This is a genomic window from Winogradskyella sp. A2 (assembly GCF_046762865.1).
Lineage (GTDB): Bacteria > Bacteroidota > Bacteroidia > Flavobacteriales > Flavobacteriaceae > Winogradskyella.
In genome coordinates this window covers 52,786-71,764 of the sequence record NZ_JBKQXM010000008.1, presented here as the reverse complement: position 1 = coordinate 71,764, position 18,979 = coordinate 52,786, and the positions used below count along the sequence as shown (strand labels likewise).

The 18,979-nt window shown below is 31.9% G+C and carries 13 protein-coding genes; 5 read left to right on the top strand and 8 right to left on the bottom strand.

The window, feature by feature from the left end; translation table 11 throughout:
- The coding region (locus ACFWV9_RS14490) for a T9SS type A sorting domain-containing protein (protein ID WP_411895954.1) at positions 1-853 on the top strand (853 nt) is incomplete at its 5' end.
- Between the two features lie 57 nt (positions 854-910).
- Here the strand turns inward: ACFWV9_RS14490 and ACFWV9_RS14485 are convergent.
- Positions 911-2,653, bottom strand: a complete 1,743-nt coding sequence (locus ACFWV9_RS14485) for a M14 family metallopeptidase (protein ID WP_411895953.1) — start codon at positions 2,651-2,653, stop codon at positions 911-913.
- Positions 2,654-2,782: 129 nt separating this feature from the next.
- Between ACFWV9_RS14485 and ctlX the strand changes: the two genes are divergently transcribed.
- Entirely contained in the window at positions 2,783-3,715 is a 933-nt protein-coding gene (gene ctlX / locus ACFWV9_RS14480) for a citrulline utilization hydrolase CtlX (RefSeq protein ID WP_411895952.1), read from the top strand.
- Here the strand turns inward: ctlX and ACFWV9_RS14475 are convergent.
- A complete protein-coding gene (locus ACFWV9_RS14475) occupies positions 3,712-4,338 on the bottom strand; it encodes a chromophore lyase CpcT/CpeT (RefSeq protein ID WP_411895951.1) in 627 nt (208 codons plus the stop codon). The two genes, ctlX and ACFWV9_RS14475, sit on opposite strands and share 4 nt — an antisense overlap.
- A 37-nt stretch (positions 4,339-4,375) precedes the next feature.
- Positions 4,376-6,427: an ATP-binding protein gene (locus tag ACFWV9_RS14470; RefSeq protein ID WP_411895950.1), complete on the bottom strand. Its 2,052-nt coding sequence runs from the start codon at positions 6,425-6,427 to the stop codon at positions 4,376-4,378.
- Positions 6,428-7,070: 643 nt separating this feature from the next.
- Here ACFWV9_RS14470 and argS point away from each other — a divergent pair.
- Together argS and ACFWV9_RS14460 are read left to right on the top strand one after the other, a co-directional pair.
- On the top strand, positions 7,071-8,846 hold the full coding sequence (gene argS, locus ACFWV9_RS14465; RefSeq protein WP_411895949.1) for an arginine--tRNA ligase: 1,776 nt from the start codon (positions 7,071-7,073) through the stop codon (positions 8,844-8,846).
- Between the two features lie 130 nt (positions 8,847-8,976).
- The gene (locus ACFWV9_RS14460) at positions 8,977-10,260 is read left to right on the top strand and encodes a carboxypeptidase-like regulatory domain-containing protein (RefSeq protein WP_411895948.1); all 1,284 of its coding nucleotides are present in this window, start codon (positions 8,977-8,979) and stop codon (positions 10,258-10,260) included.
- Here the strand turns inward: ACFWV9_RS14460 and ACFWV9_RS14455 are convergent.
- The 5 genes from ACFWV9_RS14455 to ACFWV9_RS14435 form a co-directional block, all read right to left on the bottom strand.
- Entirely contained in the window at positions 10,257-10,802 is a 546-nt protein-coding gene (locus ACFWV9_RS14455) for a YfiT family bacillithiol transferase (protein ID WP_411895947.1), read from the bottom strand. The genes ACFWV9_RS14460 and ACFWV9_RS14455 overlap by 4 nt on opposite strands.
- Before the next feature lie 8 nt (positions 10,803-10,810).
- Complete coding sequence (locus ACFWV9_RS14450; RefSeq protein ID WP_411895946.1) at positions 10,811-12,031, bottom strand: acyloxyacyl hydrolase; 1,221 nt, start codon at positions 12,029-12,031, stop codon at positions 10,811-10,813.
- Positions 12,032-12,119: 88 nt separating this feature from the next.
- Positions 12,120-14,435 carry a TonB-dependent receptor domain-containing protein gene (locus ACFWV9_RS14445; RefSeq protein WP_411895945.1) on the bottom strand — a complete coding sequence of 772 codons (2,316 nt, stop codon included), beginning with the start codon at positions 14,433-14,435 and terminating at the stop codon, positions 12,120-12,122.
- A complete protein-coding gene (locus ACFWV9_RS14440; protein WP_411895944.1) occupies positions 14,428-15,324 on the bottom strand; it encodes a FecR family protein in 897 nt (298 codons plus the stop codon). Before ACFWV9_RS14440 ends, ACFWV9_RS14445 begins: the two co-directional genes overlap by 8 nt.
- A 69-nt stretch (positions 15,325-15,393) precedes the next feature.
- Positions 15,394-15,909: an RNA polymerase sigma factor gene (locus ACFWV9_RS14435; protein ID WP_411895943.1), complete on the bottom strand. Its 516-nt coding sequence runs from the start codon at positions 15,907-15,909 to the stop codon at positions 15,394-15,396.
- Positions 15,910-16,012: 103 nt separating this feature from the next.
- Here ACFWV9_RS14435 and ACFWV9_RS14430 point away from each other — a divergent pair, with 103 nt between their 5' ends.
- The gene (locus tag ACFWV9_RS14430; RefSeq protein WP_411895942.1) at positions 16,013-18,910 is read left to right on the top strand and encodes a hypothetical protein; all 2,898 of its coding nucleotides are present in this window, start codon (positions 16,013-16,015) and stop codon (positions 18,908-18,910) included.
- The last annotated feature ends 69 nt before the right edge of the window (positions 18,911-18,979 follow it).

Here is an 18,979-nt window from a genome sequence, read left to right as displayed (position 1 = left end):
AGGCTTTGATGTCAATGGATTATTGGTACAAGGAGGAGGCGACTTGTGTGCATCTCTTGATGTGGCAGGAGCACCAGTGCATGTGGATGAAGAAGTTGAAGCGTGTACAGCTTATTCTGGTTTAATGCATAACTACAGCCCTATAAGTTGTTTGTCATCTCAAAACGTTGCCACGATTAGTGCAACACAATTTGTACCTCCTGTTATTCCACCTGGTTATGAACAACTATTTGTATTAACAAATGCCTTTAACTTAACCATCTTGGATGTGTCTGTTATACCTGAGTTCGAAGTAGATCATGTAGGTTTTTATAGAATACATAGTTTAGTTTACAATCCAGATACTTTAGATTTAGGTATTGTTGAATTTGGAACTACAACTGCATTTGATGTATTGCCATTATTGCAACAAGGTGGAGGTGATATTTGCGCCTCATTAGATGTAAGGGGTTCTGTTTCGGTTGTGTTACCTAGATTCTTCTGTCATATTTTTGCAAATATTAGTTTTGGTAAGGACATAAATAATGATAAAGATGTTGTTAATTCTTGGATAAACCAATATGATAATTATAATGACTTTGAGAAAGATATGCTAAATGAGTTAACAGCTACTTCTGTATATCCTAATCCAGTGAAACAAGATTTGAATATTAATACATTTATACTTGAAGATGAAATAGTTAATTATACAATTATTGATATGCAAGGTAGACTATTAAAACATGGAGTTATCACAACATTATCTAATGATACATATCAATTAGATATGAGTAATCTAAGCAATGGAACTTATATTGTTCAACTAAATTCAGAGTTTAGAAACTTCACCACTAAAGTTCAAGTACAACGTTAAATCATTTGTACTAACAATAGCTTTAAAGCCACCAGATTCTGGTGGCTTTTTAGTTTATTAATTCAAAATTCGATATACTGGATACTGCATGTGTGACTCCTCGTAATTACTACTTTGTTTGTGTATCCAATCTAATTGAGCATACCAATTGTTTGCAAATTCTTTATCATATGTTTTTCTGAGATTAAAATCAATCTGAAGTTTTGGATTAGCTCTTAAAATTAATTTTGCTTTGTCTTCCCAAACGTATGGTGAAAACCCTTCTTTTTGCTGTAAAATTGTATCAAAAAAATTCCAATTGAAGAAAGAATCAACGCCAGTAGGCTCTAAGGTTTCAACGAGATATCTTATTGATGGCTGTTCGGTATTAATGATGTAATCACCCTTTCTAAACTTTATATCCTTTAAAGAGGATTTAACTTTGGTTGCATAGTGTGAATAGTGCCCTTCATATGGTGATTTTCGGGTTTTGTAATCATCAATTTTATACGATTCAACTTTAATAATTGTGTCATTTTCTAATAGAGAATATTCTACATCATTTAATTTTATCAACTCAATAACATTGTGCCAACCCTGAGGAATTACATATGCTTGTGGTATGACAATTTCTGAAGTAGATTTATAATAGTTTCGATACTTTACAGGTTTAATAAAGGGCTTTGTTCTATCATATTTTAGACGTTGCCCACCAGTAAAATCACTAGTAATCATCTTACCTTCATAACCTTTAAAATTTAGAGTTGAAATTTTTGTAGTATCAACGGTCCAGGTAATTGGATAGGCCATACCTTTAGACCATGTTTTAGATTGTTTATTTCTAAGTTCTCTAATTTCATTGCCTTGTTCTTCAATAAGTACTATCATACTAGCCATTAACTCGTAGGTCCCCTCAACACGTTGCTTGTAAGGTTTTAACATGTGGGTTTCAACCATCATGCCTAGAGTATTAAATAATGTTGTGTAGCCAGTAGAATAGCGCGGTGAATCCATAAATTGTGAAAATCCGGATTCAGGTGTTCTGTTAAATACATTGACATAAGGTGTGATGTCCCATGATTTATCTTTTAATTTTTGTTCTAAAATAGGCATCATTTTATTGTTGATATATTCACCTAAAACACCTCCTAATTTGTTATGTTGTGTAAATAGATGGGTTAAGGCATATTGATAGTCAGCACCATTACTCACATGATTATCAATAAAAACGTCTGGTTTTACAAGGTGAAATATCTTAGCAAAAGTTTTAGCGTTTTTACTATCGGATTTAATGAAATCTCTATTTAAATCATAATTACGGGCATTACCTCTAAAACCATATTCCATTGGCCCATTTTGGTTAGTTCGTGTGCCAGTATTTCTATTTAAACTGCCACCCACATTGTATATTGGGATTGTGACTAAGATGGTGTTTTCTGGGGCTTCGATTTTGCCTTGAACAATATCTCTATAAAGCATCATTGTAGCATCAATACCATCTGACTCACCAGGATGAATACCATTGTTTATTAATAAGATTCTATTTGTGTCTCTTAATTTGTCAAATTTATCACCAGTACCATTTGTGTTAAGTGTAACAATATGTAATGGCTTCCCTGAATCCGTTTCTCCAATAGGTTTAATTGTAATTTCATTGAAAGATTCTGCTAAGTCTGAATAGAATTTTATAGTCTGCTCATAAGTAGCAGTTTCCAGGCTTTTACTTTCTTCAAATACGGTTATAAAATTTTGTGATTTATCGTTATTGGATTTGTCTGAACATGATAACATGATTAGACATAATAATAGAATTTTTTTCATGTTTGATATTTGAAAAAAGTTAAACTTTTCATTATCAAACATAAAGATTTTAAGGCACAAAAACTTATTTAAAACTAATTTTCAAACCATAAAAAAGATTAATTTTGCTTCACTCTCAATAAACTATTAATGCAACAGACTACAGATACAATTTTAATGGTAAGGCCTATTAATTTTAGGAAGAACGAGCAGACTGCTGTAAATAACTATTTTCAAGAGGATATCGCATTAAAAAATGCTGAAATTAATTTGCAGGCTCAACAAGAATTTGATGTATTTGTTAATAAATTGAAGGCTGTAGGTATTAATGTAATTGTTGTGGACGATGATGCACTTATGGATACTCCAGATTCTATCTTTCCTAATAATTGGGTTAGTTTTCACAGTAATGGAGATGTTGCTATTTACCCAATGTTTGCCGAAAACAGAAGACTTGAAAGGAGAGAGGAAATTTTTATTCGATTAGAAGAGGAGGGTTTTAAGATTGAGAATATTGTTGACTATACATCTGCTGAGGAGGAAGGAATATTTTTGGAAGGAACCGGTAGTATTTTGTTAGACAGGGTTAACAAGAAAGCATATTGTGCGTTATCGCCGAGGGCAGATGAGGAATTATTTATTGAGTTTTGTGAAGATTTTGAATATTTCCCAGTAGTTTTTACGGCAAATCAAACGGTAAATGAAGAACGATTACCAATCTATCATACAAATGTAATGATGTGTTTGGCCGAAAATTTTGCTGTTATTTGCTTAGATGCCATTGATGATAAAAAGGAGAGAAAGAATGTTATTAAGCATTTAAAACAAGATGGTAAAGAAGTTATTTCAATAACCGAGGCCCAAATGCATCAATTTGCGGGAAATATGTTGCAATTAAGTGGACATAATAACCATCGTTATTTGGTTATGAGTGGTGCAGCACACAAAAGTCTTACTCAAGATCAGATTGCTAAAATCGAAAGGCATTGCTCAATTATTTCAAGTACTTTGGATACAATTGAAACATGTGGTGGAGGAAGCGCAAGATGTATGATGGCTGAAGTATTTTTACCTAAACACTAATCTAATTTATTGAAAATATAGCCACCTTTTTCTGCACCCCAAATGTGTTTTCCATCCACATCAAAACCACGATCCCAAGAAATAATTTTATCCTCTAATATTTCTACTTCACTTTGAGCATAGGATGCTCCTCTTAATGAACTTGCACAAGAATTATCTCTTGTCTTACCCATAAAATGATTAGAGTCAACACGTTTTAAAATAACTTCACAGCCATTTTTTAAATTGATATCCGTAATGGAAATAGAGTCAAACGCTTTAGGGTTTTTCCATTTACCTATCCAAAGTGAATCCGTATTTAAAGTATATACTGCTGAGCTAAATGTACTGTCATTCAATCTTTGAACTTGGTATATTCTTTGACGATAAGGTTTGTTTTGCATACTGTATAGAGCTTGCTCAACATAAAGAAAGTTGCCATCATCTTCCCAAATAGGATACATGTGCAATGAAATATTAAAATATGTGGAATCTACTTGTGATTGAATTTCTGAGCTAAATGAACCTTGCATTATTGCAAACAACTCGCTTAATTCGTTATCAGTTTCAGGTTCTTTTTGATTATTGTTTTTGCAACTCAATAAAAGAACTAGTATGGAAAATATGCCAATGTAATATCTCATAAGATATAATAAGAATTCCTTAAATATAAATAAAAAGTTAGGCTGAAGGAGCTTGTTTTGGTAATTCAATGAAGAATTTACTACCAACATTAAGGGTGCTTTCAACCCAAATTCTACCATTATTTAGTTCTACTAAATCCTTAGCTATGGTAAGGCCTAATCCAGTACCCTTTTCATTTTTAGTACCAATAGTCGTGAAGTTTTTATTGGCTTTAAATAGTTTGTCTAGGTTCTCTCTAGATATGCCAACACCAGTATCTTCTACACAGATGAGTGCTTTACCATTAACGTCCTGATTAGAGACAGTAATTACATCCCCTGTTCTACTAAATTTTACAGCATTGGTTATTAAATTTTGAATTACGATTTCGATCATACTTCTGTCCGCATAAACAAAATCTCTTTGCGATTCATCAATTAGTACAATTCGTTTATCTTCTAATTTTTGTTCTACCAGAGCTATTTTATTTTGAAAAACTTCTTGGATGTTAAAATGTTCTTGTTTTGGTTCTAAATTCTGAAGCTGTGATTTAGACCAATTCAATAAATTGAAAAGAAGAGCAGATGCATTATTAGCATTTTCACTTAACTCAGGTATAAGATCATTAAACTCTTCTCTTGAAATACTGTCTTCTTTTAGTAAGTCTAGAAATGCTTTAATTGAAGATATTGAGTCTTTTAAATCATGAGATACAATTGAGAATAATTTATCTTTAACTTGATTAACTTCTTCCAAATGATGTGTTTGCTCTAGGATAGCATCATTTCTTATTTTCTCAAGTTCTAATTCTTCTTTTTGTTTATTAACTTTCTTTTTATAACCACTTAATTTTATGAGGCTATAAATTAAAAACAATGAAACTAATAATAAAGCAAGAATGCCTCCATATAAGTATAGAGGATTCTTGCTTAACCAATTGTTATTACCATCATCTTTACTGATGGAATTTGAGCTATCAACAAATGGATCATTATCTTCAAGATCTAAAGACTCTACTTCTGTTGGATAAACAGGTTGTTCAACTTTAGTAAGTTCTTCCTTTAAATCGTAATATTTGTTCTGCCAGAAAAATGCGTTTTGGAAATACCCTCTCGTCGAATCTAATGCAATATGAAGTTTGTAATTTTCTAATAATTCCGTTTTATTGTCAATTTTCTGAGCAATACTATAAGCTTCGTTGAGTTGTAACTCTGCAAGTTTTACTTTTTTACGCTGTAAGTTTAAATTTCCAATAGCATTTAATGCTCTTAGCAGTCCCTCTTCATTTCCTTGCTTGCGATTGTATTTTAATCCTTCTACCAGAAGATCAGAAGCCTTGTCAAATTCTTTAAATTTTAAATATTCACTACCTAGTTTTGGTAATATTTCTCCTCTTAATTCCTCATCCGAATCAGGCAAAATTAAATCTAAAACTTTCTCGTAATATTCTATGGCCTTACGATGTTCTTTCCTTAATGAGTATAAATCTGCAATATTTTTGGTTGAATTTTTTATACCATCAAAATCATCAATTTGCTTTCGTACTGCAAGCGCTTTAAAATTAAAATCAATTGCTTTATCAATTTGATTTGTTTTATAATAAGCCTCAGCTAAATTATTATAGGCAGTACTCAATTCACCCTTTAAACCTTTTTCCTCAAAAATATCAATTGCAGAAAGTGAATTCTTCAATCCAACTGCATAGTTGCCTCTTTTTATTTCTATTAGTCCAATGCTATTACTAACCTTTGCGACACCTAAGGAATCCCTTATGCTCAAAAAATATTGACGTGACTTATTGTAGTTGTCAATGGCATTAAAATAATCATTTCGTTGTGTATATATAAGTGCTCTGTAGTAACTGCTTTCGGCTAGGCCTTTCAAATAGTTTAATTCTTCGGCAAGTTTAGTAGTTTGGTTAACATACAACAAAGCTTTTTTATAATCTTCAATGTTGAATAATTCATTGATAAGTTCAATTGACAAATCAACCTTGGTAGAATCTTGGTTTTGATATGCCAACTTTACGGTAAGATTATCTATTCTCTCATTTTGGGTAAAACCTGCAAATGAGACAATACAAAACAACAATGTAAGTGACCACCTCATACTGAAAAGGTGTTACAGCAAATTGCATTGTTTTGGGTTGAATAACATTTATAAGGGAATACAAAATGTAAGTTAACGCAAAACAAAAACAACCTAGTTAGTGTTTGATCCTTAAGCCTCATCAAAGTTTGGGACGTTTGTTAATAGCCTATCAAAAATGCATCAATGTGTCCGAAAACACTAATTATCGGGATTTAATACCAATATATTAGATAAAAGGACAGATGAAATTCACTAAAAAAAAGCTAAATCGACCAACGGTAAAAAACATAGAAAAACTACCTTTTTACCGACGAAATGCACTTTTTGTTTAAGTTCTTATTATACAGTTAGTTAAGCTTTATGTAGGCTAGGTTATAATCTTTTTTTTATTCTGGATATAAAACAAAAAATCACACAATTTCTTGTCCAAATTTATAAGATTGCCATCATTTTCTAGAATTCCAAATTCTCAACTTCAATAAGATTTATTTTCAATATTTAAAGAAACAAGAACAAGTATGCCTCTTAGTAGGTCTTTTTGTCTTTGTATGCTAAGAAGTTGTTTTATCAGTTAAAGTTATCAAATTATAAGGTCCTAATCCTATAAATCAATTAATCTGCTATCTTTGCAGGCGTTTAGAAATACAATATTAAACTTAAAATGAACCTTCAGGAAACTCTCGAAATACATATTAAAGAGGCAATTGCAAAGTTGTTTCAAGCTGAATTGACTTCTGTTGAATTTCAATCGACACGGAAAGAGTTTGCTGGTGACATTACGGTCGTAGTCTTCCCAATGCTACGAGTTGTAAAAGGTAATCCGGCAGTTATTGGTGAGCAATTAGGTGCTTATTTGAAATCAAATATGGATCTAGTTAAGGATTTTAACGTTGTTAAAGGTTTTCTGAACCTTGAAATTGATGATTCATACTATCTAGATTTCTTAAATTCAATAAAGGATAAAGATAATTATGGTTTTGTTGATAGGTTAGATGAAGGAGCTGTAATGGTAGAATATTCTTCACCAAATACAAACAAGCCTTTGCATCTTGGACATGTTAGAAATGTGTTATTAGGATACAGTGTTTCAGAAATATTAAAAGCCTCTGGGAAAAAAGTATATAAGACCCAAATTATCAATGATAGAGGAATTCATATTTGTAAGAGTATGTTAGCTTGGAAACGCTTTGGTAATGGACAAACACCTCAGTCTACAGGTTTAAAAGGAGATAAGCTAGTAGGTAATTTTTATGTGGAATTTAATAAAGCCTATAAAGCACAAATATCAGAATTAGTAAATCAAGGTCAGTCCGAAGATGATGCTAAGAAAAATGCCCCAATTTTATTGGAAGCTCAGGATATGTTGCGTAAATGGGAAGCTGGAGACGAACAGGTGGTGTCATTATGGAAAACGATGAATCAATGGGTTTATACTGGTTTTGAAGAAACCTATAAGGCAATAGGCGTAGATTTTGATGCCTATTACTACGAAAGTGATACTTATCTGTTAGGTAAGGAATTCATTGCCGAAGGTTTAAAAACAGGTGTGTTTTTTAAGAAAGAAGATGGTTCGGTTTGGTGTGATTTGACGGAAGATGGCTTAGATGAAAAAATTGTATTGAGAAGCGATGGTACTGCCGTTTATATGACCCAAGATATAGGTACCGCAATTCAGCGTTTAAAAGACTATCCTGATGTTGGTGGTATGGTATATACAGTTGGTAATGAACAAGATTATCATTTTAAAGTATTATTCTTAATCTTAAAAAAGCTTGGCTTTGATTGGGCAAAGAATTTATATCATTTAAGCTATGGAATGGTGGATTTGCCGAGTGGAAAGATGAAGAGTAGGGAAGGAACTGTAGTTGATGCAGATGACTTAATACAGGAAATGGCAGAGACTGCTGAAGAGATTTCTAAAGAACTAGGAAAGCTTGATGATTATAATGAAGATGAAAAGAAAGTGTTGTATAAAACGATAGGTCTAGGAGCTTTAAAATATTATATTTTAAAAGTAGATCCAAAGAAAAGAATCTTATTCGATCCAAAGGAGTCAATAGATTTTCAAGGAAATACAGGTCCCTTTATTCAATATACCTATGCGAGAATTCAATCTATTTTACGAAAGTCTGAGGACATAAGAAAAGCAGAATTATCAGATATTATACTTCATGATAAAGAGAAGCAACTATTAAAACAATTAGAGTTGTTCCCTGAGGTAATTCAAAATGCCGCATCACAGCACAGTCCGGCTTTGGTGGCAAATTATTCATATGATTTGGTTAAGGATTTTAATTCTTTCTATCAGAATGTGTCAATTCTTGGTGCTGATACAGAATCGGAAAGAACCTTTAGAGTAACCTTATCTAAAACTGTTGGTCAAACTATAAAAAATGCATTCAGAATACTTGGGATAGATGTTCCTGAGCGAATGTAGTTCTTTTTTAGCATTGCTCACAATCAATATTTTAACCATTTTTTGGCTAAAAAAATGCCACGATATTCGTATCTTTACTAATGGCTTTTGGTTTAAATCCATAGTATTGTTTAATTTAAAATACGCAGTTATGGAAAGGTTAAATTTTAATAACAAGTTGAGCATTATCTGTATTGGATTGATGTTGTTTTTATTATCTCCAAGCTTTGCTCAAAACACATATTCCGAATATAAAGGAAAAATAGTTGATGCAAGAAATAACAGGGCTTTAGAGTATGTTAGCCTAAATGTGTTGGAAACTAATATAAGTACAATAACAAACTCAGAAGGAGAATTTTTATTAAAGGTTCCTGAAGCTTTTAAAGATTCTAAAGTAGTAGTCTCGCTCTTGGGTTACACAAAAAAGGTATTAAACCTTGCTGATCTTTCAGAAAACACATCCTTGATAAAATTGGAAGAAGCTTATACAGAACTAAAAGAAGTTAATGTTTCGGCTTTCAAAGATGCTGACAAATTAGTGAGAAAGGTTTTTGCTGAGAAAAGTAAAACCATACAAAATCAGTCTGTTTATATGACGGCCTTCTATAGAGAAACTATTAAGCGTCGTAATAGAAATGTGTCTTTAACTGAAGCTGTAGTAAACATTTTAAAGCAACCTTATACTTCAGCAAATAAAGATGCGGTGAAATTAGGAAAGGCACGAAAGAGTACAGATTATAAGCGCTTAGATACGGTTAGTGTAAAATTACAAGGTGGTCCCTTCTCAACACTTTACTTGGACATTATGAAATATCCTGAGTATATATTTACTGAAGAGACTTTAGATACTTACAGATTTTCTTTCGACCAACCAACAACAGTGAACAATAGGAATGTTTATGTAGTTGATTTTAAACCAAGAAATAAAACATTAGATTTAAGTTACTATGGTAAGTTATATGTTGATGTAAAGACTTTAGCATTGGTGAGTGCTAAATATTCATTGGATGTAAGCAATAAAAGTAAATCAAGAAATCTTTTAGTTAAGAGAAAACCAAGAGATATTGTTGTTTATCCTTTAGAAGCTAATTACAAAGTAGATTATAAACAAAACGGTGGCAAGTGGTATTATAGTTATTCTAATCTTAGTTTAAAATTTAAAGTCAATAAAAAGCGCGAAATTTTTAATAAAGTCTACACTTTATCTAGCGAAATGGCTATAACAGACTGGGAGATAAATACCGATGATATTAGAATAAAAGGTAAGGACAGATTACGTCCATCAGTAATAATTACAGATGCCATATCAGGATTTTCAGATCCTGATTTCTGGGGTGAATACAATCTCATAGAGCCAGACAAATCGATAGAATCGGCTATTGAGAAAATTAGAAAAAACATTAGAAAAGAACAAGAAAAGACTAGCTTGCCTTAGTTGTATTTGCCTTTGCTGGATAGAGCTTGTTTTATATGAGCCAAATGATGGTTGCTATGCCATGCATAGACACCTATGGTTTCTTCTATTGTATATATTTTACCATTTTCAGGATGAATGAATTCTCGTTTTAGTTCTTCTTCACTAAGACTATTTAAAAGTATGCCAAGTTTATTGTGCACACCAATTAGAATTGAGATTGCATCATTTAAAGGTTCTTGGTAGTCTGATAGTAATGCGAATCTGTCTTCAAAATATGGTCTTATTGTAGGTTTATCTTCCGTTAATGCTAGTTTAAATCTTGTGATACTGTTGATATGACTATCTGCACAATGATGAACTACTTGCCTAATGGTCCAACCATTTGGTCTGTATTTATAATTTAATTCCTTATCGCTTAAATCTTTTGTTATTGTATTTATACCATTTGGTAATTCCTTAATTGAAGTAATCCAATTTTCTAAATGATTAGTAGTTATTTCTTGTGGTTTTTCAAATTCACCAATAGGAAATTTCAAGTTGTGTAATTCTTGTTCTGTCATAATTAATTTTATTCTGTTGATTCCTTATAATTAAATCTATAGGTGTATCCAATACTAAGTTCTGTAAAATCAGCTTGGCCTAAATTAGCATTAATATGTGCTCCCACGAAAAGGTTGTGTTTCGGCGCCTTATTAGTTGACCATAAATAGTACTTAAGTCCCATTCTAGAAGATACTGTTCTTTTAATTTCGTAGTACCAGTCTAATTCACCAAGTACAACGAAGGTTTCACCATTGTTATTTTCGAATGTATAACCTTGGTTAAGTTGCCAATCAATTTTATAAAATGGTTTGTAAATATTCAATCCAATGTCAAATTCAAACCCGACATGCCCTAATAATAATTCTGAAGTAGCAAAGAGTCCAAAATTGGTGGCATAACCGAACGGGTTATCCTTAAAATGTGGAAGTTGTTCTTCAATTAAGGAACCATCGTTATTTATATAATCATAATAATGTTCATAAAAGCGATAATAAAATCCACCTCCAAATTTAAAGGTATTGTTTATTATTTTGCCAGCATTCATTGCAAATGAGTACACTTCTTTTTTAGTGTTAAATTCTTCAGAAAGGACGTTTTGGCCCAATCCTACTCTCCATGTTAGATAATTTTGAGATTTGGATTTAAAATTGTGCATTTCATTATTATGGACCTGTTTTTTATTTGAATCAAATTTAGCTGAAATACTTGCTAGTAAAGAGTTAAGTCCTTGGTTAGGTAGACGTGTATGTCCATTAGAGTGATGTAAATAACCTAAACCAAAACGATAAGTAATTTTGTTTTTTTTATACAAGTCATAGTAGAGGAAAGACTTAAAAGACCAATTAAAGTCAGTAGTAATAGCTCTATTAAACGGATTGTCAATTTCATTAAATTGAGTGTTTGTGTAGGAAACACCAAAGCCAACATGAACATTTAAATTTGGTATTCGTTTTTTTAAAATTGAAAATTCAATAAATGGTAAAAGTGAAATTGCTTGACCAACTTTTTCAGAATTTCCGAAATCTGTATATCCAAGACTTAGTCCGGTTTTAGGGTAATTTAATCTAGCTGCCCATTCTTTGTTTTGATTGAAGTTATAATAACCTAAGCTTAAGAATAGATTTTTCTGAAGATTGGTCTCTGGAAAATCTGTATTGGCCTCCATTGTTTTACCAAGCATTAATTCTAGAATAAAAAATGATGTTTCCTCATCTAGGTTAGCATCAGATTGACATTGTATGCTCATGGCATAGCTCAGCATGAGGTAAACTATAAAAAACTTGTAAGACGATTTAATAAGAATTGATTTAGTTGGTTGAGGATAAAATTAACAACTAAAATCTTATTCTTAGGCTTAAATTAGGTGTAAATTTTAAAGAGCGATTGTCAATTTGAATGATTTGCTCATCAGAATCGAAGGTGTAAAAACGATTAATAATATTGGTTTGATCAAACAAATTCCAAATGGAAGCTCCAACTTCTGCTTTGATATTATTTTTCAATTTAAAATTATAAATAGCTGATATATCTGTTCTAAAATAGTTGCTGATTCTAGCACTATTGGGAGCTTTGTATTCTATTGTACTGTTTGTATCATCTTGTGTTTCACTTGGCTGAGTATATGGTCTACCAGAATGCCAATTAATACCTAATCCTATTTTAAAATTTTCAATATCATAAGTCAAAGATGCGTTTGCGGTATGTGTTAAATCTAGGGTGTTAGGAAATGGGTCTTCACCATTCAAATTTCTAAAGGTATAGTCATTTTTACTGTAAGAGTAACTTAGCCAAGTACTTAAATCATCAAACCTCTTGTTAATTAACAAATCTACTCCTTTGATGGTATATGAACCAATGTCATTTACAAATTGAAATTGATTCTGAAAACCTTGACTTTTAGCAGTGATATTATCTACAAATTTATAATAAGCTTCTGCTGAAATCAATAAATCATTCTTATCATAACTTAAGCCTATAGATGCCTGTTGACTTGTAATTAATGGTACGTCAGAGCCATTTGCAAGTTGCCAGCGTCTCTTTTCTATACCAAAGAAATCTTGTTGTAAGTCTATGATTTGAGTTATGGATTGGCTTTTTAATTCTGCAAGTATTTCTAACCTAAAAAAGTCAAAAAACTTCTGGTTAAATGTAATTCGTGGTTCCATTAAAACTTCCGATAATTTGTCAAAATAGCTCATTCTAGCACCAAAGCGTATAGAACTGTTTTTGGATATAGAATTCCATTCTACTTCACCAAATATGGCATGTGTTCTTATTACCTCTTTAATTAAACTTGAAAAAACAGGATTTGTAACATCTTCAAAATTGGTAACACCAACTTCATTAAATTGATAACCACTATTTATTATTACATTATTACTAACCGTTTTTGAGAGGTCAATTCTTATACCTGAATCTTCAACTTTATTTTCTTGTATTAATTGCTGATTATTGGTAATATCAATATTGGTTGCTTCTAGGTCATAGTTTGAATAATAGGCTAGTACAGACGTTTCTAAACTACTGTTCCATATTTTAGAATATTTTATGCTCGCTCCAAAACTGTTTTGATACAAATCACTTTTACTTTCTTGAAAACTATTCTGGCTAGTTGTGTATACCTGATTGTAATCCAAATCATTATAGATATTTAAAAAGTTGACTCTTAGTTTAGAGGTGTCATTAATATCATATAGGAATTTTATGTTAATATCGTGAAATACAAACTTTTCGTCTAGTTCAAGTTGCGTGTTAGTATTGTTAGAGGCGTTTAACTCAGAATCTCTAAATATTCTATCAAAGTATGAATCATATGTTAATGTGGCAAAGACATCTGTAAATGAACGTCTTGCAGAGAGTTGTAACTCAGTTTTTTTTGATAATGGTATTTTTGCAAAACCATCAGCACTAATTAGATTAGAACCGATACCAGCTTCAAATTTATCGTCTATCTCATCTGAATTATTAATGGAAATAATACTTGATACACCATTGCCAAACCTGGCACTTGTACCGTTTTTTGAAATATTGACCTCATCGCTTAAATAAGGATTAAATGCAGATATTAATCCAAAGAAATGACCACTCTGGTACATTCTTATACCTTCATATAAAATTAAATTTTGGTCATTTGTTCCTCCTCTAACATTTAGATTTGAGATTCTTTCATCTACACTTACTACTCCAGGTAATTTTTGTACTATTTGCAATACATCTGGCTCAATTAAACCTGGTAATATTTTAAATGCTTTAGTGTTTGCTTTTATCGCTCCATTACTAGTTTTGGAAATACCTTTAGTAAGGTAGTTTTTTATGACAACCTCTTCTAGTCGTTGTACGATAAAATTATCAGTCTTAGGCTTAGGTGAAATTGTAATAAAACGATTACTGAGTATTTTAAAATCTAGATTTGTAGACATTCTTAGTTCTCTGAGAGCCTGCCTTAAAGTTAAATCTGTATTGAGTTGGGGTACTGTAATTCCTTCAATACTCTTGGGTTCATAAGAGAATTTTACCTCAAATTTATCTTCAAGATCCATCAAAACTGCTACCAAGGGAAGCTGGTCATCCTTCTCACTTTGACAATAGCTAAAGCTACAGAAGGTGATAAAAAAAAGATAAAAAACTATACAATGAAATAGTTTACTCACGTCTTAGTACAATAGATGAACCTGATTTACTGTAATCTAAATTTAGTGGTATTGTAATGGATTTCAATGCTAATTCTAAATTTTTATTTGTAAAACTTCCTGTGAATAATCGAGATGTATCTATAGCATCGCTATCTATGCTTAGATCATAATGGTTTTCTAATTCAGAAATAACATATTTAAGAGGGATTTCCTTAAAACTACTTTCGCCCTTCAACCATGTTGGAGCACTCGGAAATAAATTTTCCTTAGCAACAATAGGATTGCCATCTATTAATTTAATACTATTGCCTGGGCTTAATTTTGTAACGGTACCGTTATATTCTACAGCAACCAATCCTTCGTAGCAAGTAACTTCAAAGTAGTTTTTTCTTTGTTTAACATTAAACTGAGTACCAAGTACAGAAACAACGCCATCAGATGTTATTACGTCAAACTTTTTGCCTTTAGCTACTATAAAGAACGCTTCGCCATTAAGGTGAACCTCCCTGTTATTTTCCCATTTTCTATTGTTAAATGTAATTGAGGAATTGGCATTTAATTCTACCGCTGACGCATCTGGCAATTCAATTGTGGTAAGCTGTGCAATATCAGTATTAATATTGGTATCGAGAGAACCTGTATAGTAATATATACTGAAGCCTAAAGCTAAAACAGCTGCAATTCTTAATAAAGGTTTATACCAGGTATTAGTAGACGATTTATGATTAAGAGTAGGCTTAAGTGCCTCATAACCCTTATCTGTATTAAATTGAGGAGCTTTAAAATGAGTCATAGCATCACCTAATCGGATTATTTCTTCAAAATCCGATAATTGCTCAAAGGCTTTTTGCTCTTGAGCATCAAGGTTATTATCTAACCATTTTTTTATGAGTTCTTCTCTATTCATAATTCATATTCAAACATAAAACAGTTAACTATCAAAATTTCCTACCTTCATGGTAAATTATTTTTTTAATCATAGCTCTTTTATATCCTCTCTTAGTTTTTTTAGTGCGCCATAAATACGTTTTTCTACAGCTTTTGTAGAAATATCCAACAATGTAGCTATCTCTTTAAAGCGCTTGCCTTCAACCCTGTTCATTAAAAATGCGACACGTTGTGCCTCAGTTAAATTAGACAAGGCCGTTTGTAGTTTTTGATGATATTCTTTTTCCTGCATCACAAATTCAGGAGTTTCATTTGTTGAACTTTTCTGAGGTTGTTTATTATACTTTAAAACTACTTTTTCGTGGGCAACAGCATTTAGCATTAAATTATTTGCAGTGGTAAATAAAAAACTCTTGGCTTTATCTGGTGAAATTTTAGCGCAATTCTGCCATACTTTAATAAAGGCCTCTTGTACTCTGTCTTCAGGATTTAACCGTTCTCCAAATTTATAATATAGGAAGTCATGGAGGTCTTTAGCATATTTCTTATAAAAACGCTCAAAGAAGGCATTCTCGCATATATTATCTTTGATGGGTTGACTCATATATTATTAATGTTGCACAAATTATAAATATTTTTTTGAAATTAAGGGTAGGAGTTTTTTAGACTTGCCTGTTATATTAGTAAATCAACAAAATAAATATGTTATGAAGACCAAATTCAATCAATTAATCCTACTGACCTTTTTTGCCCTTTTAACTTTTACGGCTTGTCAAAACGAAGAAACACAAGTTATAAACCCAACAGAACAAGAAACAATAGTTCCTAGTTCTGCATTAGCTGGTTTAATGAGTAACACAACAGCTAATTATGGTGCTTATGATGATGTTTTAGATGGTTCAAGCTGTTTCTCTATCGATCTACCAGTAACTATAGTTATCAGTGATATTACTATAACAATAGAAACAGAAGAAGATTTAGAAGAATTAGAAGATTTATTTGAAGAATTTGAAGGAAACGAGGATATCCTCGATTTCATTTTCCCAATTACAATTATTTTCAATGATTACACTGAAATTGTTATTGAGAATGAAGAGCAATTAGAAGCTTTTATTACAGATTGTGATGATGATGAAGACGATGACGTTATTGAATGTATAGATTTTGTATACCCAATTTCATTTTCTGTATTTAATGCAGATTTTGATATTATAGATACAGTAACTATTGAAAGTGACGAAGCGCTTTATCATTTTTTAGAAGAATTAGAAGAAGATGATAATGCCTTAATAGTAAGTCTTAATTATCCTGTTACTTTAGAATATGCCAATGGAGAAACCATTGAGGTAAACTCTAACGAAGAGTTAGCTGAAGCAATTGAATTGGCATCCGATGATTGTGATGATGATGACGAAGAGTATGAATGTAATGAAGACAATATTGCAGAATTATTAGTAGAATGTCCTTGGGATATAGACGACGAGTTTAATGATTTTGATGATTACCAAATCGTATTTAATGAAGATGGTACTTTAGAGATTACTGAAGAAGATTCAACGTCTGCAATTGGTGGAAACTGGGAATTAACTGATACAGATGACGGACTTAAATTAATACTGTCTGATCTAACAGCTTTTGATCAAGACTTAGGTGGTATTTGGATAATTACAGAATGTGATGATGATGAGTTAGTAATAGAAAGAGGAGACTTCACAATTGAGTTAGATCAAGATTGTGATGATGATGAAGTAGATTGTTCTGTAGGAGAAATTTATGAAAGTATTGTAGAATGTGCTTGGTTATTTGAAACAAATTTAATTGACACAACAGTTGCAGTATATGTTTATTTCACACCAGACGGACAAATATTAAACGCTAATGCAGACGGTACGGAATCAGTAATTGGTACTTGGGAATTGACCGTTACAGGATCTTACATTTATTTTGATCTAGAATTTGAAAGTGAGTTTGACGTATTAAATGGTTTATGGAAAGTCGCAGAATGTGAAGACGATGAATTATATCTAATCAATGATAATAACTATATCTTTTTACATCAAGAGTGTGATGATAATGAAGAAGATTGTGACGAGGAAGATGTTGAGGTGAACTTAAAAGAGTGTGTTTGGAATGTTGTAAACTACAACGGTAGTGATGATTTAATTGATTTTGATTTTGATTTCACGGTAAATTATGATGTTTTTGTATCACTAAATGGAAATGTAGTTCAAGAAGGTAACTGGTCTGTTTCTTCTAATCCAGCTGGTTTAAACCTTAACATTGAATTACAATTTGAGAACATAACTGGTACATGGCAAATTATAGAGTGTGATGATGATAGATTAAAAATCGTTAGAGAAAATGATTATATAATCTTAGAACGCGATTGTGAAACGGATGTAAATCCTTTTGAATGTTATGAAAACGATGGAGTTGAACTAGAAGAATGTGATGAAGATGGAGATGGTTTCGCAGTATTTAATATTTACGAAGCTGTACCAGACTGTAATAGTGAAAATACCTTATCAATATCATTTCATACTTCAGCAGAAGGTGCTGCAACAAATACAGATATATTAGAAGGTGCTACGGCTTATACCAACACCAGTAATCCACAAACAGTTTATGTAAGAGTTGCATTATTTGATAATCCAGATGTATTTTATAAATACCCAGTAGAGCTAATTGTAGAAGATTGTAACGAAGGTGTATTTGATTGTTTCAGTGATTTTGAATTAGAAGCTTGTGCAAATCCAAATGGTGTTGCTGAGTTTAACTTAAGTGCAAATACTATAGGCTTAATTGACTGTCAGTATAGTTTCACAGCTACATTTCATGAAACAGAGGCAGACGCAGAGGCTGGTATAGAAGCAATCCAAAATACGGAGTCTTATTATGCTGATACTGGAGAGGTATACTTAAGAATTGTATCAGAAAGTGGAAATTATGAAGTATATACAATCTACTTGTTTGTTGCAGAATGTAATCCTTTTGAGTGCTTCGAGAGCTTTGATGCTGTAATTGAAGTATGTGATGATGGTACTGATGGGCCAAATCTATATGATTTAACAACTGCTTTTGCCAATTGTACACCATCAGTAGATGTAGTTACATATCATGAAACTCAGTCCGATGCTGCAAACGGAGTCAATGTAATAACAAACCCAAGTGCCTATGCTTATGCTGGAGTTGAGACAACAGTATATATAAGAGTTGAATCTGAAAATCAGATCGGGATATTCCAAATTCTATTACTTGAGGTTGATTGTAATCCTAATGATTGTACTGAAGGCGATGTAGATGGAATATTAGCAGAGTGTACTTGGATTCCTGTTAGCTATAATGGAGATGATAATTTAATTGATTGGACTTTGAACTTTGAAGCTAATAGCCAAGTTGTAGTTATGACGAATGGAGAGACTACGGTCACAGCAACATACAGTACATCTCAATCTGAAGATGGTGTAATTGTAGAATTTTCAAATGTTGCAGGTCCAGACATTCAGGCTTTATCTGGTAGCTGGTTGGTGGTAGAATGTTCTGCAGAAGTGTTACAATTACAAAACGGAGATATAAACTTAGTATTAGAAAGAACTTGTGATTAAGAAGAAGAACCGCTAAAGTAAGTTAGTATTTTTAGTAAGTTTAAGTTGATGAAAAGAGTTGCCCACCGC